This is a genomic window from Nocardioides koreensis (assembly GCF_039531775.1).
GTDB lineage: Bacteria > Actinomycetota > Actinomycetes > Propionibacteriales > Nocardioidaceae > Nocardioides > Nocardioides koreensis.
Map to the genome: position 1 here is coordinate 58,181 of NZ_BAAAQR010000011.1, position 23,511 is coordinate 81,691.

The 23,511-nt window shown below is 71.5% G+C and carries 22 protein-coding genes; 8 read left to right on the forward strand and 14 right to left on the reverse strand.

Annotation, left to right across the window (positions count from 1 at the left end; translation table 11 throughout):
• Positions 1-17: 17 nt before the first annotated feature.
• Together secG and ABD268_RS16670 are read left to right on the forward strand one after the other, a co-directional pair.
• Entirely contained in the window at positions 18-254 is a 237-nt protein-coding gene (secG, locus tag ABD268_RS16665; protein WP_344154707.1) for a preprotein translocase subunit SecG, read from the forward strand.
• A 15-nt stretch (positions 255-269) separates the two neighbouring features.
• Positions 270-629 carry an RNA polymerase-binding protein RbpA gene (locus ABD268_RS16670; RefSeq protein ID WP_344154710.1) on the forward strand — a complete coding sequence of 120 codons (360 nt, stop codon included), beginning with the start codon at positions 270-272 and terminating at the stop codon, positions 627-629.
• Positions 630-723: 94 nt separating this feature from the next.
• Here the strand turns inward: ABD268_RS16670 and ABD268_RS16675 are convergent, their stop codons facing one another.
• The 7 genes from ABD268_RS16675 to tkt form a co-directional block, all read right to left on the reverse strand.
• Positions 724-1,692 carry a type IV toxin-antitoxin system AbiEi family antitoxin domain-containing protein gene (locus tag ABD268_RS16675; protein ID WP_344154713.1) on the reverse strand — a complete coding sequence of 323 codons (969 nt, stop codon included), beginning with the start codon at positions 1,690-1,692 and terminating at the stop codon, positions 724-726.
• A 171-nt stretch (positions 1,693-1,863) separates the two neighbouring features.
• Entirely contained in the window at positions 1,864-2,589 is a 726-nt protein-coding gene (gene pgl / locus ABD268_RS16680) for a 6-phosphogluconolactonase (protein ID WP_344154716.1), read from the reverse strand.
• Positions 2,586-3,497, reverse strand: coding sequence for a glucose-6-phosphate dehydrogenase assembly protein OpcA (locus tag ABD268_RS16685; RefSeq protein ID WP_344154718.1), 912 nt, complete (start codon positions 3,495-3,497; stop codon positions 2,586-2,588). The genes pgl and ABD268_RS16685 overlap by 4 nt, the downstream gene beginning before the upstream one ends.
• Positions 3,498-3,549: 52 nt before the next feature.
• The gene (gene zwf / locus ABD268_RS16690) at positions 3,550-5,073 is read right to left on the reverse strand and encodes a glucose-6-phosphate dehydrogenase (RefSeq protein ID WP_344154721.1); all 1,524 of its coding nucleotides are present in this window, start codon (positions 5,071-5,073) and stop codon (positions 3,550-3,552) included.
• Positions 5,070-6,731: a glucose-6-phosphate isomerase gene (locus ABD268_RS16695; protein WP_344154724.1), complete on the reverse strand. Its 1,662-nt coding sequence runs from the start codon at positions 6,729-6,731 to the stop codon at positions 5,070-5,072. Before ABD268_RS16695 ends, zwf begins: the two co-directional genes overlap by 4 nt.
• Complete coding sequence (gene tal, locus ABD268_RS16700) at positions 6,728-7,843, reverse strand: transaldolase (protein WP_344154727.1); 1,116 nt, start codon at positions 7,841-7,843, stop codon at positions 6,728-6,730. The genes ABD268_RS16695 and tal overlap by 4 nt, the downstream gene beginning before the upstream one ends.
• Before the next feature lie 62 nt (positions 7,844-7,905).
• On the reverse strand, positions 7,906-9,936 hold the full coding sequence (tkt, locus tag ABD268_RS16705) for a transketolase (protein ID WP_425573750.1): 2,031 nt from the start codon (positions 9,934-9,936) through the stop codon (positions 7,906-7,908).
• Positions 9,937-10,164: 228 nt separating this feature from the next.
• Between tkt and ABD268_RS16710 the strand changes: the two genes are divergently transcribed.
• On the forward strand, positions 10,165-11,109 hold the full coding sequence (locus tag ABD268_RS16710) for a heme o synthase (RefSeq protein ID WP_344154733.1): 945 nt from the start codon (positions 10,165-10,167) through the stop codon (positions 11,107-11,109).
• Positions 11,110-11,302: 193 nt separating this feature from the next.
• Here the strand turns inward: ABD268_RS16710 and ABD268_RS16715 are convergent, their stop codons facing one another.
• From ABD268_RS16715 to ABD268_RS16745, 7 genes are all read right to left on the reverse strand, one after another.
• Positions 11,303-12,181, reverse strand: a complete 879-nt coding sequence (locus ABD268_RS16715; protein WP_344154736.1) for a COX15/CtaA family protein — start codon at positions 12,179-12,181, stop codon at positions 11,303-11,305.
• A gap of 5 nt (positions 12,182-12,186) precedes the next feature.
• Positions 12,187-12,963 (reverse strand): ABC transporter permease, encoded by a 777-nt coding sequence (locus ABD268_RS16720; protein ID WP_344154739.1) that lies wholly within the window; start codon positions 12,961-12,963, stop codon positions 12,187-12,189.
• Positions 12,960-13,916 (reverse strand): ABC transporter ATP-binding protein, encoded by a 957-nt coding sequence (locus ABD268_RS16725; protein ID WP_344154743.1) that lies wholly within the window; start codon positions 13,914-13,916, stop codon positions 12,960-12,962. Before ABD268_RS16725 ends, ABD268_RS16720 begins: the two co-directional genes overlap by 4 nt.
• A 95-nt stretch (positions 13,917-14,011) precedes the next feature.
• A complete protein-coding gene (locus ABD268_RS16730) occupies positions 14,012-16,393 on the reverse strand; it encodes a xanthine dehydrogenase family protein molybdopterin-binding subunit (protein ID WP_344154746.1) in 2,382 nt (793 codons plus the stop codon).
• 31 nt (positions 16,394-16,424) lie between these two features.
• Entirely contained in the window at positions 16,425-17,078 is a 654-nt protein-coding gene (locus ABD268_RS16735) for a glycerophosphodiester phosphodiesterase (protein WP_344154749.1), read from the reverse strand.
• Positions 17,075-17,815: a phosphatase PAP2 family protein gene (locus tag ABD268_RS16740; RefSeq protein WP_344154752.1), complete on the reverse strand. Its 741-nt coding sequence runs from the start codon at positions 17,813-17,815 to the stop codon at positions 17,075-17,077. Before ABD268_RS16740 ends, ABD268_RS16735 begins: the two co-directional genes overlap by 4 nt.
• A gap of 110 nt (positions 17,816-17,925) precedes the next feature.
• Positions 17,926-18,804 (reverse strand): lysylphosphatidylglycerol synthase domain-containing protein, encoded by an 879-nt coding sequence (locus ABD268_RS16745; RefSeq protein ID WP_344154755.1) that lies wholly within the window; start codon positions 18,802-18,804, stop codon positions 17,926-17,928.
• Between the two features lie 227 nt (positions 18,805-19,031).
• On the opposite strand from ABD268_RS16745, the gene ABD268_RS16750 reads away from it, so the two are divergent.
• From ABD268_RS16750 to sufC, 5 genes are read left to right on the forward strand one after another with little or no spacing between them, the layout of a single operon-like run.
• The gene (locus ABD268_RS16750; protein ID WP_344154758.1) at positions 19,032-19,706 is read left to right on the forward strand and encodes a helix-turn-helix transcriptional regulator; all 675 of its coding nucleotides are present in this window, start codon (positions 19,032-19,034) and stop codon (positions 19,704-19,706) included.
• A complete protein-coding gene (gene sufB, locus ABD268_RS16755) occupies positions 19,703-21,121 on the forward strand; it encodes a Fe-S cluster assembly protein SufB (RefSeq protein WP_344154761.1) in 1,419 nt (472 codons plus the stop codon). The genes ABD268_RS16750 and sufB overlap by 4 nt, the downstream gene beginning before the upstream one ends.
• A gap of 49 nt (positions 21,122-21,170) precedes the next feature.
• Positions 21,171-22,385 (forward strand): Fe-S cluster assembly protein SufD, encoded by a 1,215-nt coding sequence (gene sufD / locus ABD268_RS16760; RefSeq protein ID WP_425573746.1) that lies wholly within the window; start codon positions 21,171-21,173, stop codon positions 22,383-22,385.
• Complete coding sequence (locus ABD268_RS16765) at positions 22,385-22,720, forward strand: non-heme iron oxygenase ferredoxin subunit (RefSeq protein WP_344154767.1); 336 nt, start codon at positions 22,385-22,387, stop codon at positions 22,718-22,720. Before sufD ends, ABD268_RS16765 begins: the two co-directional genes overlap by 1 nt.
• Positions 22,721-22,751: 31 nt before the next feature.
• Positions 22,752-23,510 (forward strand): Fe-S cluster assembly ATPase SufC, encoded by a 759-nt coding sequence (sufC, locus tag ABD268_RS16770; protein ID WP_344154770.1) that lies wholly within the window; start codon positions 22,752-22,754, stop codon positions 23,508-23,510.
• Position 23,511: the final 1 nt, after the last annotated feature.

The window sequence follows — 23,511 nt, forward strand, 5'->3', positions numbered from 1 at the left end:
ACGTACTCTTTACGACTGTGACTCTCCTCTTCACCATCGTGCTCATGATCGCGAGCGCCCTGATGATCGTGCTCGTCCTCCTCCACAAGGGTCGCGGGGGCGGCCTGTCGGACATGTTCGGCGGCGGCGTCTCCAGCTCGCTCGGCGGTTCCTCGGTGGCCGAGCGCAACCTCGACCGGCTCACGGTCGGTATCGGCGTCATCTGGTTCGCGTGTGTGATTGCCCTGGGCCTTCTCCTGGCCTACCAGAACTGAGAAAGGGAACCTTCCGTGGCTGGTGCAGGAAACGCTATTCGCGGTAGCCGGGTGGGGGCCGGCCCGATGGGTGAGGCAGAGCGGGGCGAGGCTGCGCCGCGCCAGGCCGTCACCTACTTCTGCTCGCACGAGCACCGTTCAGTCGTGACCTTCTCGGTCGAGGCGCAGGTGCCGGACTCGTGGGACTGCCCGAAGTGCGGTCTCCCAGCCGGCCGCGACGCCGAGAACGCCCCGCCGGCGCCCAAGATCGAGCCGTACAAGACGCACCTGGCCTACGTGAAGGAGCGCCGTTCCGACCAGGAGGCGGCCGACATCCTCGACGAGGCCATCCAGCTGCTCCGCTCCCGCCGCAAGTCCGGGGACCTCATCTTCTGAGTCGAGTCGGCGCAAGCTGAGTCGAGAATCGGGTCGAGTCGGCGCAAGCTGAGTCGAAAATCGGGTCGAGTCGGCGCAAAGGGCGCCGTCGGCGTCACGAGGCGATGCGATGCCCGAAGCGTGCCCGGGCGTCGCGCGCGCCGCTGCGGAGAAGCTCCTCGCAGTTGGCCCGGCGGCCGAAGACGTTGACGCTGGTGAACGGGAGAACCAGCCAGTCCTCGTGGGAGACGTCGGCGCGTCTGAGGCTGTCGTGTTGCTGCTGCTCCGGCGAGCTGTGCCACTCGGCCCCGTCGTACTCGGCCGCGAAGCGCAGCTCGGGGTTGGCCAGGTCGAGCCGGGCGAGCAGACGTCCGCCACGGAACACCTCGTACTGCGGTGTCGGCGCCGGCAGGGAGCACTCGATCCATCGCAGCCGCAGCACGGACTCACCGGGGGACTCGGACCGGCCGTCCGCCAGCGGCGCCATCGTGCGCAGGGTGGTGATCCAGCGCATGCGCCGAAAGCGCTCAACGCCGGCCAACAGCTCCTCGCGACTGAAGACGTCGAGCCGCAGCATGGCGTCGAGGGCGCTGATGGCAGGCTCCGTCCAGCGGACCCGGCCCAGGTCCCACGCAGTGCGCAACGGGGTCGTGACGCGCAGGCCGTGAAGCTCCACGACGTCCTGGGGTTCGAGGTTCCGTTCACCGCTGGCGCTGATCCCGTTGCGGAGCCGACCGTTGCCGGAGGGGCGGAACACGGAGATCGGCATGAGCTCGAGGTGCTCGTTCGGCCGGAGCACCATCGTGGCGCCGTGCAGCCAACCGGCGTGCCGGTCGCAGACCACACAGTCCGGGGGGACGACCAGGCTCAGCGCGTGGGCGCGCAGCGGGATGGAGTCGCCCGCCTGCGCGGCGACGTACACGCCTTGCAGCATCCGCCGCAACAGGCCCTCACGGCAGAGCTTGGTCAGGTTGTCGGCCGAGACGTGCTGCTGCTTCGCCTGGCCGGTCGTGAAGGGCATGTCCAGCGGCAGAGGGAACGAGTCGTCGAGGAACGGCTGCCCGAGATACTTGCGAATGTCCATGCCGACAGCGTTGCCGTGGGGTGGGAGACGGCACCACCCCTCCCCAGCGATCTGTGGAAAACCATGGCGGGCACGGATCTTGCGCCGACTCGGCCCTGTCGGCCCACGAGCATGCGCCGACTCGACGACTTTCGCGCCGGAGTTTGCGCCGACTCGACCTTCTGATCCGGGCTAGAGGGCGGAGGCGGAGGCGCGGTCGAGGAACCAGAGGGTCTCCTCCTGACCACTGACGCCGGCGGCGGGGATGTCGTGGCGGTCGGCGCCGCCGACGGCCCGGGCCACGGCCTGCGCCTTGGCGTCGCCGCTGACCAGGAACCACACGGACCGGGACCGGTTCAGGGCCGCGAAGGTCAGGCTGACCCGCTGCGGAGGCGGCTTGGGGGAGTCGGTGACCCCGACGGCGATCCGGTCGTCGACGTCGAGCGCGGGGCTGCCGGGGAAGAGCGAGGCGACGTGGCCGTCGGGGCCGACGCCGAGCATCACCACCTCGAACTCACCGCTGCCGTGCTCCCGCATCGTCGCGGAGTACGCCGCGGCCGCGTCCTCGACCGTGCCCGCATCGGCCGTGGACGGCATCTCGTGCACGTTGGCCGGGTCGACGCCGACGGTGTCGAGGAAGGCGGCCCGGGCCTGGCCGGCGTTGCGCTCCGGGTCGTCGGGGGCGACGAAGCGCTCGTCCCCCCACCAGACCACGACCCGCGACCAGTCGACCTCCGCGTCGGCGGTGCGCCGGGCGACCTCGCGGTGCACGGCGTCGGCGATGGTGCCCCCGGTCAGGGCGATCTGCGGCACGTGGCCCGCCGCCTGCGCGTCCGCCAGCCGGCTGAGCAGCTCGCCCGCCACGGAGGTGGCCAGGGTGGCGGCATCGTCGTGGACCTCGATCCGGGGACTGGTCATGACCGCACCTTCATCTTGGTCAGGCGCCGCGCCGTGGCGGCGTACACGTCGTCCTCGTCGAGCCGGCGCAGCTCCTCGGCGAGAAGCTCGGGGAGGTCCCGCCGCTTGAGCGCGATCGGCCGGTCGGGCCGGCCGGGGGAGGTGAACGTGGCCAGCCTGCCGTCGGGCCGAGCGATCCGGATCGGGCCCTCTCGGGTCTCCATCACCACCTCGGTGATGCCCGGCCCGTCGGTGGTCGACCGGGCCACCTCGACCTTGAGCCGGTCGCGCAGCCACGCGTCGAGCAGGTCGGCGCTCGGGCTGATCCTCTCCGCGCTGATCGAGGCGCCGGTCACCTTGAGCGGGTGCTGGTCGAGCGCGGCCGCGAGCAGCGCCCGCCACGGGGTGAGGCGGGTCCAGGCGAGGTCGGTGTTGCCCGGGGCGTAGACGGCGCACTGCTGGTGGATCGCCTGCGCCCGGCCGCGCTTCGCGGCCGCCGCGTCGGTGATCCGGCGCCGGGCCAGGGCACCGAGGGGATCGGCGGCCGGGTCCGCGGGCGGGTGGCACGGCCACCAGATGGCGACGGGGGAGTCGGGCAGCAGCAACGGGAGGACGACCGACTCCGGGTGCTTGACCACCTCGCCCTTGAGCCGGATGACCGCGGTCTCGCCGGTCCAGCCGGCGCCGGTCCCGACCTGGGCGTTGACCTCGGCGGCACCGCGGCCGTCGCCGAGGACCACGCCGAGGACCCGCGCGGGGTGCTCGTGGGAGGCCCGCCGGGCCGCCAGCATGGCGTCCTCGGACTCGTCCTCGTCGACCACGATGATGAGGGTCATCACCATCCCCATCGCGGGGCTGCCGGCGCGGGTCCGGGCCCGCACGAACTCCGCGGCGATGGCGGAGGAGTTGGTGTCGGTCAGCTCGATCATCTCGGGGTCCCCTCGGAATCGGGAGCGAAGCGAGTGATTTCGTGGGGTGGGGTCATGGTCGCCTCCACACGCGTCCGTCACGCGCCAGCATCTTGTCCGCGGACTCCGGTCCCCACGTGCCGGACGGGTAGGGCTCCGGCTTCCCCTTCCTGGCCCAGTGCTCGAGGATCGGGTCCAGGATCTTCCAGGAAAGCTCGACCTCCTCGTGCCGCGGGAAGAGCGGCGGGTCGCCGAGCAGCACGTCCAGGATGAGCCGCTCGTAGGCCTCCGGGCTGGACTCCACGAAAGAGCCGCCGTAGACGAAGTCCATGTTCACGTCGCGGATCTCCATGGCCGTGCCCGGGACCTTGGACCCGAACCGGATGGTCATGCCCTCGTCGGGCTGGACCCGGATCACCAGCGCGTTCTGGGTGAGCTCCTCGGTGGCGGTCTCGGTGAACGGCAGGTGCGGCGCGCGCTTGAACACGATCGCGACCTCGGTGACGCGGCGGCCGAGCCGCTTCCCGGTGCGCAGGTAGAACGGCACCCCCGCCCAGCGGCGGGTGTCCACGTGCAGCGTCACGGCGGCGTACGTCTCCGTGGTGGAGGCCTTCTTGATGCCCTCCTCCTCGAGGAACCCGTTGACCTTCTCGCCACCGGCCCAGCCCGGGGCGTACTGCCCGCGGGCCGTGGTGAGGTCCAGCCGGTGCGGCAGCACGACGCTGGAGAGCACCTTCTGCTTCTCGAAGCGCAGGCTCTCGGCGTCGAACGAGACCGGCTCCTCCATCGCCACCAGCGACATCAGCTGGAGCAGGTGGTTCTGGATGACGTCGCGTGCGGCACCGATGCCGTCGTAGTAGCCCGCGCGCCCACCGATGCCGATGTCCTCGGCCATGGTGATCTGCACGTGGTCGACGTAGTTGGCGTTCCAGATCGGCTCGAACAGCTCGTTGGCGAATCGCATCGCCAGGATGTTCTGCACCGTCTCCTTGCCGAGGTAGTGGTCGATCCGGAAGACCGAGCCCGACGGGAAGACCCGGTCCAGGATGCTGTTGAGCTCCCGGGCCGACTCCAGGTCGTGGCCGAAGGGCTTCTCCACGACCACGCGGCGCCACGAGCCGTCGCGCTCCTCGGCCAGGCCGTGCTCCTTCAGCTGGTCCACGACCGCGCCGAAGAAGCCCGGCGGGATCGCCAGGTAGAAGGCGTGGTTGCCGCCGGTGCCCCGCTCCTCGTCGAGCTCCTCGATGGTGCGGCGCAGCCGGTCGAAGGCCGCGTCGTCGTCGAAGTCACCCTGGACGAAGCGGATGCCCTCGGCGAGCTGCTGCCAGACCTCCTCGCGGAACTCCGTGCGGGCGTGCGCCTTCACGGAGTCGTGGACGATCTGCGCGAAGTCCTGGTCGGCCCACTCGCGGCGGGCGAAGCCGACCAGGCTGAAGCCGGGCGGCAGCAGGCCCCGATTGGCCAGGTCGTAGATCGCCGGCATCACCTTCTTGCGCGACAGGTCGCCGGTGACGCCGAAGAGCACCAGCCCGCACGGGCCGGCGATGCGCGGCAGCCGACGGTCCTCCGGATCGCGCAGTGGGTTGGAGTAGGTCACGCAAGCGCCTCTCGTACGACGTGGAGGTCGCCGGGGGAGCTGACGTGCAGCCGCAGCACCGGACGACCCTTCCGGGCCAGCACCTGCCCGTCGCCGACGGCCTGCGCGGTGAGGAACTCCTGGAAGGTGAACGGCCGGTCCGGGACCGCCAGGTCGGCCTCGGGCTGTCCGGTCACCTGGAGGTAGACCCCCGTGGCCGGGCCGCCCTTGTGGTACTGCCCGGTCGAGTGCAGGAAGCGCGGACCCCAGCCGAAGGTGACCGGCCGCCCGGTCCGGACCGCCAGGCTGTCGCGGACCGACGCGAGCGCCGCGTCGCGGTGCCGGTCGAGGTAGGCCTGCACCGACACGTAGCCGTGCTCGCCGTCGAGCACGCCGAGCAGCGCGGCGACCGCATCGGCCACGGTGGCCGTCCCCTCGGGCAGCCAGCCCTCCGAGGCGTAGACCGTGACCGGCCCCTCGACGAACAGCGGGGTCGGGGTGGAGCCGCCGCCGTCGAGCATCTCGCGGGCCGCGGCCTTGGCGCTCTCGACGTCGGGCTGGTCGAAGGGGTTGATCCCGATGACCCGGCCGGCGACCGCGGTGGCGTACTCCCACAGCAGCATCTGGGCGCCCAGGGGCGCGTCGACCGAGGCGCCCCAGCCGGAGGCGGGCCGGAGCTCGGGACCGAACACGAACCTGGGTCCGAAGGTCGCGAGCACCTCGTCGGGCGTGCTGGGGACGAAGTTGGGGGAGTCGAGGGCATCCACGACGACGGGCAGGATGCCCTTGCCGTCCTTGCCGGTGGACTCGGCGATCAGCTGCTCGGCCCAGTCGCCGAGGCCGGCGAACCCGGCGCCGGCGTTGGCCAGGACCACCTTGTCGACGCCGGCCCGGTTCGCGGCCCCGAGCAGGGCCCCGAGCCGCAGCCCCGGGTTGTCGACCGAGTCGGTCTCGAGGGCGGGACGGATGGCCTCGGCCTCCTCGAGGAGCGTCTCGATGTTGGCACCGGCCAGACCGCTCGGCACCAGGCCGAATGCGGTCAGGGCGGAGTAGCGACCGCCCACCGCGGGGTCGGCGAGGAAGACGCGGTAACCGGCCTCGCGTGCCGACTTCTCCAGCGGCGAACCGGGGTCGGTGACGACCACGATCCGCTCCGTCGGCTCGATCCCCGCGTCGGTGAAGGCCTTCTCGAAGGCGCGCTTCTGGCTGTCGGTCTCGACGGTTCCGCCGGACTTGCTGGAGACCACCACGACGGTCTCGTCGAGGCGGTCCTCGAGCGCGCTGCGCACGAAGTCCGGGTCGGAGGAGTCGAGCACGTCGAGCTCCACGCCGTCGGCCGCGCAGATCACCTCGGGGGCCAGCGACGAGCCGCCCATGCCGCAGAGCACGACCTTGGTCATGCCGCGCTGCCGGAACTCGACCTCGAGGGCCGCGATGTCGGTGACGAGCGACTGCGAGCTCTCGGACAGGGAGACCCAGCCGAGCCGCTTGCCGGACTCGTCCTCGGCGTCAGGCCCCCACAGGGTGGGGTCCTGGGCCGCGATCCCGCTGGCGACCTTGTCGGCCACCAGCTGCTCGACGGTGTCGGCGAAGGCCTTCTCGTCGGGGTAGCCGAAGAACAGCTCGAACGCCGCTCCGGTCCCCTCGCCGTTCACGGTGTTCCAAGCTGTCCGGCTCATGCCTGGCCCTGTCCTGCCTTCTCCATCTGGCCGGCCACGGTCTCGACCAGCTCGTCCCAGGACTTCTTGAACTTGTCGACGCCCTCGTGCTCGAGCACGAGCAGCACGTCCTCGAAGTCGATCCCGACGGCCGCGAGCCGGTCGAAGAGCTGCTGCGCCTCGCCGGCGCTGCCGGTGACGGTGTCCCCGCGGAGCTCGCCGTGGTCGGCGAACGCCTCCAACGTCTTCTCCGGCATGGTGTTCACGGTGTCGGCGACGACGAGGTCGGTCACGTAGAGCGTGTCGGAGTACGCCTCGTTCTTCACGCCGGTGGAGGCCCACAGCGGCCGCTGCGGGTTGGCGCCGGCCTCGGCCAGCACCCGCCAGCGGTCGGATGCGATGACCTCCTCGTACGCCGCGTAGGCGAGCCGAGCGTTCGCGACCGCGGCCTTGCCCTCGAGCGCCTTCGCCTCGTCGGTGCCGATGGCCTCGAGCCGCTTGTCGACCTCGGTGTCCACGCGGGACACGAAGAAGGACGCGACCGAGTGGATGCGGCTGAGGTCCAGCCCGGCATCGCGGGCCTGCTCGAGCCCGGTGAGGTAGGCGTCCTTGACCTCGCGGTAGCGCTCGATCCCGAAGATCAGCGTGACGTTGACGCTGATGCCCTCGGCGATCGCGGCCGTGATCGCCGGCAGGCCCTCCTTGGTGGCCGGGATCTTGATCAGCGCGTTGGGCCGCTCGACCGCGCTCCACAGCGCGCGGGCCGAGGCGATCGTGCCCTCGGTGTCGTTGGCCAGGTCGGGCTCGACCTCGATGGAGACCCGGCCGTCGGCGGGGTGCTCCTCGTGGACCGGCGCCATGATGTCGCAGGCATTACGGACGTCCTCGGTGGTGAGCTCGAAGACCACGCGGACCACGGACTCGTCCTGCTGCACGAGCCGGCGGACCTGGTCGTCGTACCGCTCGCCGTCCGCGATGGCCGCGGCGAAGATCGTCGGGTTCGTGGTCACGCCGACCACGGACTTGTTCTTGACCAGATCGGCGAGGTTGCCGGTCTCGATCCGCTCGCGCGAGAGGTCGTCGAGCCAGATCGACACCCCTGCGTCGGCAAGAGCCTTCAAACGGTCACTCATCGTGTCCTCCCGGAGTTCGATGGTCTGTGGTGGTCAGGTACCCGGTGTGCGTGCGGTCAACCTCAGTCGCGGACGACGCGGAGGCTGTCGCGAGCGGCGTCGGCGACCGCCTCGCCGGTGATGCCGTACTCCTGGTAGATCCGGGCGTAGTCGGCCGAGGCGCCGTAGGTCTCGATCGAGACGATCCGGCCGTGGTCGCCGACGATCTCGCGCCAGCCCTGGGCGACGCCGGCCTCGACCGAGACGCGCGCCTTCACCGTGGGCGGGATGACGGTCTCGCGGTAGGCCTGCTCCTGCTCGTCGAACCACTCGCGGCAGGGCATCGACACCACGCGGGCGCGGATGCCGTCCTGCGCGAGCAGCTCGCGGGCCGCGACGGCGACCTGGACCTCCGAGCCGGTCCCGATCAGTACGACGTCCGGCAGGCCGCCGTCCGCGTCGAGCAGGACGTAGCCGCCCCGGTGCACGTTGGAGGTGTCCGAGTAACCCTCCTCGCCGCGCGGGAAGACCGGCACGTTCTGGCGGGTCAGGGCGATGCCGGCGGGGCGGTCGGTGTGCTCGAGGACCGCCTTCCAGACCGCGGAGACCTCGTTGGCGTCCGCGGGGCGGACCACGTCGAGGCCGGGGATCGCGCGCAGCGCGGCGAGGTGCTCGATGGGCTGGTGCGTGGGGCCGTCCTCGCCGAGGCCGATCGAGTCGTGGGTCCACACGTAGGTCACGGGCAGGCCCATCAGTGCCGCGAGCCGGACCGAGCCGCGCATGTAGTCGGAGAAGGTGAGGAAGGTGCCGCCGAAGACGCGGGTGCCGCCGTGCAGCGTGATGCCGTTCATGATCGCACCCATGGCGTGCTCGCGGATGCCGAAGTGCAGCACGCGGCCGGTGTACGGGTCGCCCTGCCACTCGCCGGTGGAGCGGCTCTTCGGGATGAACGACTTCGCGCCCTTGATCGTGGTGTTGTTGGACTCCGCGAGGTCGGCCGAGCCGCCCCACAGCTCCGGCATGATCTCGGCGACCGCGTTGATCACGGCCCCCGAGGCCTTGCGCGTGGCCACGCCCTTCTCGTCGGCCGGGAAGGTGGGCAGCACCTTGTCGAGGCCCTCGGGGAGCGCGCGGGTCTGGAGCCGCTCCCACAGCTCGAGGTCGGCGGCCTTCTTGTTCGTCCACCGTTCGAAGAGGCCGTCCCACTCGGCCTGCCACTTCTTGCCGCGCTCGACCAGCGAGCGGGTGTGGGCGATCACGTCGTCGGGGACGTCGAAGTGCCGGGTGGGGTCGAGGCCCATGACCTCCTTGGTCGCGGCGACCTCGTCCTCACCGAGCGCCGAGCCGTGCGAGGCGCCGGTGCCCTGGGCGTGGGGGGCCGGCCAGGCGATGACCGTGCGGAGCACGATGAAGCTGGGGCGGTCGGTGACCTCCTCGGCGGCCTGGATCGCGGCGTACAGCGCCGGCACGTCCTCGGTGTAGCCGGTCCCGTCGTGGGTCCAGTCCACGGTCTGCACGTGCCAGCCGTAGGCCTCGTAGCGCTTGGCGACGTCCTCGGTGAACGCGACGTCGGTGTCGCCCTCGATGGAGATCTGGTTCGCGTCGTAGATCAGCGTCAGGTTGCCGAGCTCCTGCGTGCCGGCGATCGACGAGGCCTCGCCGCTGACGCCCTCCTCGATGTCACCGTCGCTGCAGATCGCGTAGATGTGGTGGTCGAACGGCGAGGCGCCCTCGGCGGCGTCCGGGTCGAGTAGGCCGCGCTCGCGGCGGGCGGCCATCGCCATGCCGACCGCGTTGGCCACGCCCTGGCCGAGCGGGCCGGTCGTGGTCTCGACGCCGGCGGTGTGGCCGAACTCCGGGTGGCCCGGGGTCTTGCTGCCCCAGGTCCGCAGCGACTTGATGTCCTCGATCTCGAGGCCCCACCCGCCGAGGAAGAGCTGCAGGTAGAGCGTGATCGAGCTGTGGCCCGCGGAGAGCACGAAGCGGTCGCGGCCGGGCCAGCTCGGGTCGGCGGGGTTGTGCCGCATCACCTTCTGGAAGAGCAGGTACGCCGCGGGCGCGAGGCTCATGGCGGTGCCCGGGTGGCCGTTGCCGACCTTCTGCACCGCGTCCATGGCCAGGGCCCGGATCGTGTCCACCGTCCTCTGGTCGACGTCGGTCCAGTCCAGCTCAGCGGCTCTGCTCACGGGGTTCCTCTCGGATCACTGCGCCCGCGGGCACCCGGGAGGGGTGAACGTCACAGGCGTGGGTACTCAGGCAGGGCCGAGCCTACTCATCCGGCGCGATACGATCGAACCCAGCAAGCACCCGCTGATGGTGACCCGCCCCACCCGAGGATCCCCGTGACCTACGTCGGCCAGTCGACCTCTGCTGCCCCTGCGCAGGACGTGGCCCCGGCGACGGCGCGGGACGTGGTCGCCGCGTACGTCGGTCTGACGAAGCCGCGGGTCATCGAGCTGCTGCTCCTGACGACCGTGCCGGTGATGTTCTTCGCCGCCCGCGGCATCCCGCCCCTCGAGCTGGTCGTGGCGACCGTGATCGGCGGCACCTTCTCGGCCGGGTCGGCGTCGGTGTTCAACTGCGTCTACGACCGCGACATCGACGAGCAGATGCGGCGTACCCGCCGCCGGGCGCTGCCACGGCACATCGTGTCCCCGCGGTCCGCGCTGGTCTTCGGCACCGTGCTCGGGGTGCTCTCGACGGTGATCCTCGCGCTGTGGGTGAACCCGCTCTCGGCGGTCCTGTCGGTGCTCGCCAACGCGTTCTACGTCTTCGGCTACACCATGGTCCTCAAGCGCCGCACCACCCAGAACATCGTCTGGGGCGGGCTGGCCGGTTGCTTCCCGGCGCTGATCGGGTGGACCGCGGTGACCGGCGAGCTGTCCTGGGTGCCGGTCGTGCTGTTCATGGTGGTGTTCTTCTGGACGCCCCCGCACACGTGGGCGCTCGCGCTGCGCTACCGCGAGGACTACGCCAACGTGGACGTGCCGATGCTGCCCGTGGTCGCTCCGGCGCGGGTGGTGGGCCGGCAGATCGTCGTCTACAGCTGGGTGATGGTGGCCACGTCGCTGCTGCTGTGGCCGGTCGCCGGGACGGGCGTCTTCTACCCGGTCGCCGCGACCGTGCTGGGCGCAGTCTTCCTGGTGGAGGCGCACCGCATGTGGGGTCGCACCCGGGACACCGAGGACCTGAGCAGGATCCAGCCGATGCGGCTGTTCCACTCCAGCAACCTCTACCTCTCGCTGCTGTTCGTGGCGGTCGCGCTCGACCCGCTGATCAGCCGCTGATCAGCCGCTGATCCACCGCTGATCCAGCCGGCGGGCCGGGCTCTCGAAAAAAGTTCGGGTCCGCAGGCAACCGAACCGGGCCCTGTCGCGTCTCTACTGGTGACGACGGTCGTTCCTGTCCACGGGGGTGCAGGCGACCGTCGTCATTTTTCTTGCCCGTGGAGCGGGCCGCCCCGGCCCTCGCCGGCGCCGCTCAGGCGGGCTCGCGGACCTCGATCAGCACCCAGGTGGCGGCCGCGGAGATGAGAGCCGCGCCGAGCATGTGGAAGCCGACCAGCACGATCGGCAGGTCGGTGAAGTACTGCACGAAGCCGATCGCACCCTGGCCGACCTCGAGGGCGAGCAGCACCACGACCGCACGCCGGGCCACCGGCGAGCCGCCGGTAGCCAGCAGCGCGAAGAGCAGGCCGACGGTGAGGCCCACGAAGAGGAACACCACGTCGGCGTGGAGCTGGCTCAGCTGGAGCGGGTCCAGGCCGTTGCGGGGGGAGTCCACGTCGCCGGCGTGCGGACCCGAGCCGGTGACGACGGTGCCGACGTACAGCACCACCCAGGCCGCGGCGAAGGTGGCCCAGGCCAGCCCGGTCACGGGGCCGGCGGCCACCGCGGGCGGGGCGGGGTGGTCGAGGCGGTGGAGGAACAGCACCGCGACGCCGATGATCGCCAGCGAGCACAGCAGGTGGAACGAGACGATCCAGGGGTTCAGGTCGGTGAGCACGGTGATGCCCCCGATCACCGCCTGGGCGGGGATGCCCAGGGCGAGGACCAACGCGAGACGGCGCAGGTCCCGGCGGCCGCTCTGCCAGGCCGCCACGAACGTCGCCACCGCGACCGCCACCAGGACGAAGGTGAGCATCCGGTTGCCGAACTCGATGGCCGCATGGATGTCGTAGGCGCCGTGGGGCGTGAACGACCTCCCGTTGCAGCGGGGCCACGTGGGGCAGCCGAGGCCGGACCCGGTGAGCCGGACGGCGCCTCCGGTGACGACCAGCACACAGTTGGCGACCAGGCTGGCCCAGCCGAGCGGCCGCAGCCAGCGGTCCGTGCGCGGCAGCGCCCGCGGCCTCGTCATGTCGGTCACTCCCACGTGAACGTCCTCGCAGTCAGGAAGGTGCCGAGTGCGGCCCAGACCAGCAGCACCGCGAGGTCCAGCCAGTCGGTGCGCCCGTCGATCAGGGCCTGGCGCATCGCGTCACCCAGGGCCCCGGAGGGGAGCCACTGGACGACGCTGCCGAAGGCGCCGTACGCCGAGGCCGGCAGCACCACCGCTCCGCCGGCCATCAGCAGCAGGTACACGAGGTTGGCCGCGGCGAGCGTCGCCTCGGCGCGCAGCACGCCGGCCACGAAGAGGCCGAGCGCGGCGAAGGCGGCGGTGCCGAGCACGAGCGCCAGGGCGGCGCCGAGCAGGCCGGGGTCGGGGTCCCAGCCCAGTGCCAGCGCCACCAGCGAGATGACGACCACCTGCAGGACCTCGACGACCAGGAGGCCGCCGATCTTGCCCGCGAGCAGCCCGGAGCGGGGGAGCGGGGAGGAGCCGAGCCGCTTGATCACGCCGTAGCGCCGCTCGAATCCGGTGGCGATCGCCAGCGAGGTGAACGCCGTGGACATGATCGCCAGCGCCAGCACGCCCGGCGTGAAGACGTCGACCGCGGGGTGGGCGAAGGTCTTGCCCAGCCGGTGTGCCCCCTCGACGCCGCCGATGAGCACGATGACCGGGATCACGACGGCGAGCAGCAGCTGCTCGCCGTTGCGCAGCATCAGCCTGGCCTCCATGCCGGCCTGGGCGGTCACCATCTGGGAGAACGGGGCCGCGCCCGGCATCGGGCTGAAGCTGCCGCGTTGGTCCAGGCTCATGGGGTCAGCTCCCGTCCGGTCAGCTCGAGGAACACGTCCTCGAGGTTGCGCTGGCCCAGGCTCAGGGACTCCGGCAGCACGTCGTTCTCCTCGCACCAGACCGACACCTTCGCCAGCGTGGAGGCATCGGCGGGGCCGCTGAGCACGAGGCTGAGCTCGTCGAGCAGCGTGACCTCCGCTCCGACGCCGAGGGCGCGGCGCAGCGACTCGGGCGATCCGGGCGGGAACGGGCGGGTCACCACGAGGCGGATCGTGGCGGCCCGGGCGTCGGCGCCTCCGCGGGTGAGCTCCAGCGGTGTTCCCGACGCGATCAGCCGGCCATGGTCGATGATGTGGATCCGGTCGGCGAGCCGCTCGGCCTCGTCCATGTAGTGGGTGGTGAGCACGACCGTCACCCCGTCGTGGCGCAGCTCCTCGAGCAGCTCCCACGTGGCCCGGCGCGCCTGCGGGTCCATGCCCGCGGTCGGCTCGTCGACGAAGACGATCTCGGGACGGCCGACGACGGCCATCGCCAGGCCGAGACGCTGCTGCTGGCCGCCGGAGAGCCGGCGGTACGGCGTACGCCCGCAGTCGCCGAGGCCGAGTCGGTCGGCGAGCTGGTCGGTGTCGAGCGGGTTCGCGTGCAGCCGGGCGACGTGCCGCAGCATCTCCATCGCGCGGACCCCGCTCCAGGCGCCGCCACCCTGCAGCATCACGCCGATCCGGGGGAGCAGGTCGGTCCGGTCGCGGACCGGGTCCAGGCCGAGCACCCGGACCGATCCGTGCTGCGGGGCGCGGTAGCCCTCGCAGGTCTCCAGGGTGGTGGTCTTGCCGGCGCCGTTCGGGCCGAGAACGGCGGTGATCGTCTGCCGCTCGACGACCAGCGAGAGCGCGTCGACCGCGACCTTCTCGCCGTACCTCATCACCAGGCCGTCGACGGCGACGGCCGGGTCGGCGGCAGGGGGGTTCGACACGGCGTCAGTCTAGGGAGCGGCCGGGTGCCGGCCCGGCCGCGGGCGGGCGCGTCCGCAGCCGGTGTGGCCTGGGTCTCAGGCGGGCCGCGGCGAGCTCAGATCTCCACGGCGTCCGGGGCCTCGGTGCCGCCACCGCGGGGCAGCCCGGCGAACGCGGTCGGCGGCTCGCGCCACAGCTGATGCCCGCCGGCGACGCCGGCGTCCCGGATCGCCCGCCACACCCGCTCGGGGGTGCACGGCATGTCGAGGTGGCGGACCCCGAGGTGGCGCAGCGCGTCGACGACCGCGTTCTGCACCGCCGGGGTCGCGCCGATCGTGGCGGACTCGCCGATGCCCTTCGCGCCGAGCGGGTTGAGCGGGGTCGGGGTCTCGGTGTTGGAGACCTCCAGGGCGATGGTGTCGGCGGCGGTGGGCATGGCGTAGTCGGCGAACGTCGAGGTCAGCGGCGTGCCGTCCGCGTCGTAGACGAACTGCTCCCACAACGCCTGCGAGATCCCCTGCACCGCGCCGCCGTGCTGCTGGCCGGCGACGACCAGCGGGTTGAGGACCCGGCCGCAGTCGTCGACCGCGACGTGGCGCAGCGGGGTGACCAGGCCCGTCTCGGTGTCCACCTCGACGATCGAGACGTGCGCGCCGAACGGGAACGTCGCGCCGTCCTGGGTGAAGTCGGTGTCCGAGCCCAGGCCGCCGTCGTGCTCGTGTGCCCACGCCGCGAGCTGAGCCCAGCGGATCTCCGTGCCGGCCACGCCGCGGACCGAGAACCGGCCGTCCTCCAGCACGACGTCGGCCGGGTCGGCCTCGAGCATCCGGGCCGCGACGTCGAGCGCCTTGACGTGCACCTCGTCGGCCGCCTGGCCCACGGCGTTGCCGCCCAGCTGGAGTGACCGGGACCCACCGGTGCCGCCTCCGGAGCGGACCAGCGCCGTGTCGGACTGGACGTAGGTGATGTCCTCCAGCGGGATGCCCAGCCGGTCGGCGACGATCATCGAGAACGACGTGGCGTGGCCCTGGCCGTGGCCCGAGGTGCCGGCCATGACGGTCGCCGTGCCGTCGGCGTGCACGTGCAGCGAGCCGAACTCCGAGCCGCCGAAGCCGGTGATCTCGACATAGATCGCGATCCCGATCCCGAGCTGGCGGACCTCGCCGGCCTCACGCCGGCGCCGCTGCTCGGCCCGGGCGCCGTCGACGTCGGCGATCCGGAGGGCCTCGCGCAGCGGCAGGTCGAAGTCGGCGACGTCGTAGGTGACGCCGGTGCGGGTGGCGTACGGGAACGCGTCGGGCGGGATCAGGTTCCGCCGCCGGATCTCCTCCGGCGCCAGCCCGACCTCGTCGGCGGCCAGGTCGACCAGCCGCTCGAGCAGGGCCGCCGCCTCGGGGCGCCCCGCCCCGCGGAACGCGCCCACCGGAGCGGTGTTGGTCAGCACCGCGACGGCGTCGTAGCGGATCCGCGGCACGACGTACGGCCCCTGGATCATGAGGTACGTCGGGCCGAGGGCGAGCGAGCCGCCGAACCCGGCGTACGCGCCGCAGTCACCGACGACCCGGACCCGCAGCCCGACGATCCGGCCCTCGGCGGTGAGCCCCAGCTCGGCGTACTGCACCTGGCCGCGCCCGTGCATCGACAGCATCGACTCGCTGCGGGTCTCGGTCCACTTCACCGGGCGACCGAGGCTGCGGGCAGCGGCGACGACGGCGGCGTGGTCGGCGATGATGCCGGCCTTGCCGCCGAAGGCGCCGCCGACGTGCGGGGCGATGACGCGCACCTGCTCCTTCGGCAGGCCGGTGTACCCGGCGATCAGGTTGCGGGTCAGGTGTGGCTGCTGGGTCGCCACCCAGGCCGTCAGCCCCTCGGCCGAGGGCTGCACCAGGATCGCGTGGCCCTCCAGGGGTGCGGTGGCGACGCGTTGGTTCTCGAGCCGGAGCCGGACGACGTGGTCGGCGCCCTCGAACGGGTCGGTCTCGTCGGCGTCCGCCCGGCTGGCCGCGATGTTGCTGCCGACCTCCTCGAACTGCAGCGGTGCGTCCTCGGCCAGGGCGGCCTCCATGTCGGCGACCACGCCGAGCTCGTCGTAGTCGACGTCGACCAGCTCGGCGGCGTCCACCGCCTGGGCGCGGGTCTCCGCCACCACCAGGGCCACGGGGTCGCCCACGAAGCGGACCCGGTCGGTGGCCAGGGCGGTGCGCTTGACGGCGGGGTTGACCTCGGCGAACGCCGGGACGGCCCCGTCGCCGATGGTGGCTCCGGTGAGGACGGCCAGCACGCCGGGCGACTTCTCGGCCTCGCCGGTGTCGATGGAGGTCACCCGGGCGTGGGCGAACGGACTGCGGACGAAGACCGCGTGGGCCGTGCCCTCGATCCGCTGGTTGTCCACGAAGGTGCTCAGGCCCCGGACCAGGTCGGGGTCCTCGACCCGCGGGACGATGTTCCCCAGCAGCGATCCCGGCATCCGCTTCTCCTTGTCACTCTCGCCCCACACCCGGGTCGAGACTAGCCTCGGGTGGTGAGGATCACGTCCGTCGCGCGAGGAGCTGGGCGAGCACGTCGGGCTCGTCGCTGATGATCCCGTTGGCGCCCAGCCCGAGCGCGACGTCGAGCGCCGCCTCGTCGTTGACCGGCCAGGTCATCACGACCTCCACGTGGTGGAGCAGGCCGGCGACGAGCTTCTCGTCGAGCAGGGAGAGGTGGATCGAGACCCCGTGGACGGCGGGCTCCTCGGTGACCCGCTGGCGCAGCCGGGCCAGCTCGACCCGGTTGCGGGCCGACAGCACCGCGCGGGCGTAGGGCAGCTCGGCGACCAGCTCCACGGAGGGCCAGTAGCGGCCGCAGACCAGCACCGGCTCGTGCCGCGCGACCTCGTGGAGCAGCCGCGCGATCGACCTCGCGGCGGTGCTCCGGCGGCCCTTGAGGTCGAGCATGAACGTCGTGCCGTGCCGGTCGGCCTCGAGGAGCTCGCGGAGCCCCAGCCGGGGCGCCGAGGCGGACGCGAGCTCCCAGCGGTCCCACAGGAACGGCAGCGGCCCGGCGGTCTTGAGGTGGCGCACCTCCAGCCGGCCCCGGTGCTCGTGCACGTCGCACTCGATCACGTCGACCCCGAGGGTGTTCGCGGCATGCAGGCCGGCCAGCGAGTTCCCGGCCCGGTGCGCGATGGCCAACGGGGTCACGAGGGCTCCCTCCCGCGGCGTTCGCGCCGGCGCTCGAGCGCGAGGGCGGCAGCGTGGCCGACCAGGACGATGGCGATGCCGGCGATCACGTCCACGACGTAGTGGTTGGCCGTCGCGATCACGGACCCCGCCATCAGCACGGGCATCACGCAGCCGACGATCTTGAGCGCGAGGGACGTCGCGGCGGTGTAGATCGCGATGCCGACCAGCAGGTCCCAGCCGGCGTGCAGGCTGGGCATGGCGGCGTACTGGTTGACGAAGGCTGGAGGCTGCAGCCACCGGTAGGCCCGCGAGCTCTCCGTGACGGTGTCCACGAGCCCCAGGTTCGCGAGGCGCGGGGGCGCCACCGGGTAGGTCACGAAGACCAGCATGCCGAGCGCGCCCGAGATCAGCATCCCGTCCCTCAGGCGCAGGAACTCCGGGCGGTGTCGCCAGGCGAGCCAGACCATCGTCACGATGATGACCGGCCAGTGGCCCCAGATGTAGACCCAGTTGACGACGGCCTCGACCGCCTCGGAGCTCTCGACCGGCTTCTGGAACGCGGCCTCGAAGTGGAGCCCGGTGGCCTTCTCGAAGTCCACGATGTCGCGGGAGTGCTGCTCGGCGGTGGCACGGGCCGCGTCGGTGAGGCCGCGGATGCGGAAGTAGACGAAGACGCCGAGCGCGACCAGACCCGCCTGGCCGAGGATCCAGGGGAATCGGGAGTGGCGCAGCGCAGTCACCCGGGACACATCCATGCAGCTCCCTGGGGCACCCTCGCCGGCATGCTTGCCCCTCCATCCTGACGGCGCAGGACGGGACGGGGTGCGGGCGAAGGTCCCGAGGGCCGGGACCTAGTGTCCGTAGGTCAGGCGGCGGCGGGGACCCCCACGGCCGTACGCCGGGCGGCGCGGCGGGTCAGGTAGAGGCTGACGCCGCCGAGGGCGAGGGCGGGGAGCCAGGCCACCGCGGCCTTGACTGCGACCGCGGCCGCCGCAGCGGTCCAGGGGACGCCCATGGCGGCGAGTGCGGCGACGAGCGCGCCGTCGCGCGGGCTGGCGCCGTTGGGGCCGGGAAGCGCGCCCGCGATCTGGCTGGCGCCGAAGGCGCCGAGCACGGCCAGCGGCGGCAGCTCGTGGCCGGTCGCGGCGAGGGTGCCGACCAGCAGCGCGGCGATCGAGAGCTGGTAGCCGGCCGAGAGCAGCAGGCCGTGGGCCAGCTGTCGCGGCGGGGGCAGCGGCCGGCGGGGCAGCAGGTCGGGCTTGACCCGGCGGACCACCAGGACGGCCAGGATCGCGGCGGCGGCGACGCCGAGCGCGACGAGGATCATGTTCGTCGGCAGGGCGGTGCCGGCGAAGCAGACGAAGACGCACAGGCCGAGCGCACCGACCAGCCGGTCGGCTCCCACGCTCATGACGGCGTCACCCCGGCCCAGCCCGGAGCGGGTCAGCCGGTGGAGGCGCCAGACGTCGGCGCCGACGTGGCCCGGCGTCAGGAGGCCGAGCAGCTCGGACTCGGCGTACGCGCGGAGGTACCAGCGGCGGCTGAGGTTCGCGTCGGTGAGGGCGCGCCAGCGCAGCGGGCAGAGGAGGTACTTGCCGACGACCCACGGCAGCAGGCCCAGGAGCACCGGCCACGGGCTGACCGCGGGGAGGTTCGGCAGGGTGAGGGCGGGGACCAGGATGCTGACCACCACACCGAGGACCAGGACGATCCGAGAGTGCAGGAGGGTGCGCAGCAGCTGCATGGAAACCTTTCGGAGGGCGCTGGGGTGGGCTTTTCCCATGTCAGGAGTCGTACCCCGAAACGAGTGAATCAGAACCTCCCAATCAACTACACGGTCGATGGCCCATATGGGGTAAGGCCACTGGTCCTTCTGGGGTACGGGCCAAGGTCCGGGAATAAGGGGACCCTTACTTGAACGGCCCCGGTCATTAACGGCACACTGATGTTGTGGAATTCGAGGAGCGGCCCGTGCGGGCAGAGGACCAGTCGACGCGTCAGCGCGTCGTCCGGTCGATCCTCGTCGACGGCCCGTCCACGGCCGCGGCGCTCGCCGAGCGCCTCGACCTGACCCCAGCCGCCGTACGCCGGCACCTCGACCAGCTGCTCGACGAGGGCGCGGTCGAGGCGCGGGAGCCGCGACACCTCGCCTCCCGCGGGCGTGGGCGGCCCGCGAAGCTGTTCGCCCTGACCGAGGCGGGCCGCGACGGCTTCGACCAGCAGTACGACGACCTCGCCGTGCAGGCGCTGCGCTTCCTCGCCGAGACCGGCGGGGACCAGGCGGTACGGGAATTCGCGAACCGCCGGGTGGCGTTCGTGGAGGACAGGTTCCACGACGTGCAGCGTGAGCAGCCGCAGCTGAGCCCGGCCGAGGTCCTGGCCCGTGTCTTCACCGACGAGGGCTATGCGGCCTCGGTCCGTGACGTGCCGGTGGGGGAGCAGCTGTGCCAGCAGCACTGCCCCGTCTCGCACGTCGCCCATGAGTTCCCGCAGCTGTGCGAGGCGGAGACCGCGGCGATCAGCCGCGTGCTCGGAAGCCACGTGCAGCGGCTGGCCACCATCGCCCACGGCGACGGTGTCTGCACCACGTGCATCCCCAACGCGTCTCCATCCACCGGCAAGACGAAGGAGCAGGTCACCACATGACGACCATCGACGAGCGCAACCCCGAGCTCGAGGGCATCGGTCGCTACGAGTTCGGCTGGAGCGACCCCGACGTCGCCGGTTCCGCCGCCCAGCGCGGCCTCAACGAGGCCGTCGTGCGTGACATCTCGAGCAAGAAGAACGAGCCGCAGTGGATGCTCGACCTGCGCCTGAAGGGCCTGAAGCTCTTCGGTCGCAAGCCGATGCCGACCTGGGGCTCGGACCTGTCGGCGATCGACTTCGACAACATCAAGTACTTCGTGCGCTCCAGCGAGAAGCAGGCCGCCTCGTGGGAGGACCTGCCCGAGGACATCAAGAACACCTACGACAAGCTCGGCATCCCCGAGGCGGAGAAGCAGCGCCTCGTCGCCGGCGTCGCCGCGCAGTACGAGTCGGAGGTCGTCTACCACTCGATCCGCGAGGACCTCGAGCAGCAGGGCGTGCTCTTCCTCGACACCGACACGGCCCTGCGTGAGCAGCCGGAGCTCTTCAAGGAGTACTTCGGCACCGTCATCCCGGTGGGCGACAACAAGTTCGCCGCGCTGAACACCTCGGTGTGGTCGGGTGGCTCCTTCATCTACGTCCCGCCGGGTGTCCACGTGGACATCCCGCTCCAGGCCTACTTCCGGATCAACACCGAGAACATGGGCCAGTTCGAGCGGACCCTGATCATCGTCGACGAGGGTGCCTACGTGCACTACGTCGAGGGCTGCACCGCGCCGATCTACTCCTCCGACTCGCTGCACTCCGCGGTCGTGGAGATCATCGTGAAGAAGGGTGGGCGCTGCCGCTACACGACCATCCAGAACTGGTCGAACAACGTCTACAACCTCGTCACCAAGCGGGCGACCTGCGAGGCGGGCGCCACCATGGAGTGGGTCGACGGCAACATCGGCTCCAAGGTGACCATGAAGTACCCCGCCATCTACCTGATGGGCGAGCACGCGCGCGGCGAGACGCTCTCGATCGCGTTCGCGGGCGAGGGCCAGCACCAGGACGCCGGCGCCAAGATGGTGCACGCGGCTCCGAACACCTCGTCCTCCATCCTGTCGAAGTCGGTGGCGCGCGGCGGTGGGCGCACGTCGTACCGCGGCCTGATCCAGATCAACGAGGGGGCGCACGGCTCGAAGTCCAACGTGCTGTGCGACGCGCTCCTGGTCGACCAGGTCAGCCGGTCCGACACCTACCCCTACGTCGACATCCGCGAGGACGACGTGTCGATGGGGCACGAGGCGTCGGTCTCGAAGGTCTCCGACGACCAGCTGTTCTACCTGATGTCGCGGGGCATGGAGCAGGACGAGGCGATGGCGATGATCGTGCGCGGCTTCGTCGAGCCGATCGCGAAGGAGCTCCCGATGGAGTACGCCCTCGAGCTCAACCGGCTGATCGAGCTGCAGATGGAGGGTGCGGTCGGCTGACCGCCGCACCCCCGCCCGACCGATCGCCGACGAGAAGAAAGTAGAACCTGTGACTGTGACCGATGCTGCCCGCGAGAGCGTGGAGTCCGCCCTCGAGGTGACCAAGGTCGACTCGCACCTGCACCCGGAGGGGTCGTTCGACGTGGCCGACCACCCGGTGCCCACCGGGCGCGAGGAGGTCTGGCGGTTCACGCCGCTGAAGCGGCTGCGCGACCTGCACGCGGACGCCGACCTGTCCGGCACCCACGTGGGTGCCGAGGCGGACGCGCCCGACGGCGTGCGGATCGAGAGCTTCGAGGCGGACAGCCCGCTGCGCGGGTCCAGCGGCTTCGTGCCGGTGGACCGCGTGAGCGCCCGGGTGTGGCACGAGGCGGCGCGTCGGTACGCCGTGACCGTGCCGCGCGAGACCGAGCTGGACGCGCCGGTCTTCATCGACATGCGCGGCACCGGGATCGACGAGGCCTCGGCGACCCACCTGGTGCTGACCGCCGAGCCGCACAGCAAGGCGACCGTGGTCTTCCGGTTCATCGGCTCGGCCACGCTGGCCGACCTGACCGAGATCGTCGTCGGTGACGGGGCGCAGCTGACCGTCGTCAGCATCGACGACTGGGAGGACGACGCCGTCCACCTCGGCCACCGGCACGCGCAGGTGGGCCGGGACGCGACGTTCAAGCACGTGGACGTGTCCTTCGGTGGCAACGTCGTGCGCCACGACACCACCGCCGAGTACGCCGGCCCCGGCGGCTCGGTGGAGATGCTCGGCATGTACTTCGCCGACGGGGACACCGACCACGGCGGCCAGCACATCGAGCACCGCCTGTTCGTCGACCACACGGCGCCGAACACGCGCAGCAACGTGATCTACAAGGGCGCGCTGCAGGGCGAGGGCGCCCACACGGTCTGGATCGGCAACGTGCTGATCCGCAAGGTCGCCGAGGGCATCGAGACCTACGAGGAGAACCGCAACCTCGTGCTCACCGACGGCTGCCAGGCCGACTCGGTGCCGAACCTCGAGATCGAGACCGGCGAGATCGAGGGCGCCGGCCACGCGTCGGCGACCGGCCGCTTCGACGACGAGCAGCTGTTCTACCTGCGCTCGCGCGGTGTCGAGGAGGCCGAGGCCCGGCGCCTGGTCGTGCACGGGTTCTTCAACGACCTGATCCGCAAGATCGACGTGCCCGCGATCGAGGAGAAGCTGACGGAGACGGTCGAGGCCGAGCTGGCCAAGAACGTCCTGAAGGGCTTCCCGGGGAGCGTGGCCTGATGGCCCTCGAACGCGTCTGCTCGGCCGAGGAGGTCCCGACCGACGAGGCGCTCGGCGTGCGCGTCGGTGACCTCGACGTGGCGGTGGCCCGCGACGGCGACGAGTTCTTCGCCGTCCAGGACCTCTGCTCGCATGCGGCCGTGGCGCTGAGCGAGGGCGAGGTGGCCGACTGCCAGATCGAGTGCTGGCTGCACGGCTCCCGCTTCGACCTGCGCACCGGCAAGCCCACCGGCCTGCCCGCCACCGAGCCGGTCTCCGTGTTCCCCACGGAGGTCCGCGCCGACGGTGTGTACGTCGACGTGACCACCACCCTCAACGGCGTACAGCCGTCCTGACCGACAGACTTCGAGCAAGGAAGAGACAACGATGAGCACGCTGGAGATCAAGGACCTGCACGTCACGGTCGACACCGAGGACGGCGCCAAGGAGATCCTCAAGGGCGTCACGCTGACCATCAAGGACGGCGAGACGCACGCGATCATGGGCCCGAACGGGTCCGGCAAGTCGACGCTGGCCTACTCGATCGCGGGCCACCCCAAGTACACCGTCACCGGCGGCACGGTGACCCTCGACGGCGAGGACGTCCTCGCGATGTCCGTCGACGAGCGCGCCCGGGCCGGCCTGTTCCTGGCCATGCAGTACCCCGTCGAGGTGCCCGGCGTCTCGGTCGCGAACTTCCTGCGCACCGCCAAGACGGCCATCGACGGCGAGGCGCCCAAGCTCCGCACCTGGGTCAAGGACGTCAACGGCGCCCTCGAGCGTCTCGACCTGGACTCGACGTTCTCGCAGCGCTCGGTGAACGAGGGCTTCTCCGGTGGTGAGAAGAAGCGCCACGAGATCGCCCAGCTCGAGCTGCTGAACCCGAAGGTGGCGGTCCTCGACGAGACCGACTCCGGGCTCGACATCGACGCGCTGAAGATCGTCTCGGAGGGCGTGAACCGCTTCCGCGGCCAGGAGGGCAAGGGCGTCCTGCTGATCACGCACTACACGCGCATCCTGCGCTACATCACCCCCGACTACGTGCACGTGTTCGTCAACGGCCGGATCGCCGAGCAGGGCGGGCCCGAGCTCGCCGAGCAGCTCGAGGCCGAGGGCTACGACAAGTACGTCAAGGCGGCGGTGTGAG

Excerpts from the sequence above, each read along its gene's own strand:
- ABD268_RS16675 (WP_344154713.1), bottom strand. The coding sequence starts at position 1,692 with ATGGACATTCGCAAGTATCTCGGGCAGCCGTTCCTCGACGACTCGTTC.
- pgl (WP_344154716.1), bottom strand. The coding sequence starts at position 2,589 with ATGACCAGTCCCCGGATCGAGGTCCACGACGATGCCGCCACCCTGGCC.
- ABD268_RS16685 (WP_344154718.1), bottom strand. The coding sequence starts at position 3,497 with ATGATCGAGCTGACCGACACCAACTCCTCCGCCATCGCCGCGGAGTTC.
- ABD268_RS16695 (WP_344154724.1), bottom strand. The coding sequence starts at position 6,731 with ATGAGCCGGACAGCTTGGAACACCGTGAACGGCGAGGGGACCGGAGCG.
- tal (WP_344154727.1), bottom strand. The coding sequence starts at position 7,843 with ATGAGTGACCGTTTGAAGGCTCTTGCCGACGCAGGGGTGTCGATCTGG.
- tkt (WP_425573750.1), bottom strand. The coding sequence starts at position 9,936 with ATGGACGCGGTGCAGAAGGTCGGCAACGGCCACCCGGGCACCGCCATG.
- ABD268_RS16715 (WP_344154736.1), bottom strand. The coding sequence starts at position 12,181 with ATGACGAGGCCGCGGGCGCTGCCGCGCACGGACCGCTGGCTGCGGCCG.
- ABD268_RS16720 (WP_344154739.1), bottom strand. The coding sequence starts at position 12,963 with ATGAGCCTGGACCAACGCGGCAGCTTCAGCCCGATGCCGGGCGCGGCC.
- ABD268_RS16740 (WP_344154752.1), bottom strand. The coding sequence starts at position 17,815 with ATGGATGTGTCCCGGGTGACTGCGCTGCGCCACTCCCGATTCCCCTGG.
- ABD268_RS16745 (WP_344154755.1), bottom strand. The coding sequence starts at position 18,804 with ATGCAGCTGCTGCGCACCCTCCTGCACTCTCGGATCGTCCTGGTCCTC.
- sufB (WP_344154761.1), top strand. The coding sequence starts at position 19,703 with ATGACGACCATCGACGAGCGCAACCCCGAGCTCGAGGGCATCGGTCGC.
- ABD268_RS16765 (WP_344154767.1), top strand. The coding sequence starts at position 22,385 with ATGGCCCTCGAACGCGTCTGCTCGGCCGAGGAGGTCCCGACCGACGAG.
- sufC (WP_344154770.1), top strand. The coding sequence starts at position 22,752 with ATGAGCACGCTGGAGATCAAGGACCTGCACGTCACGGTCGACACCGAG.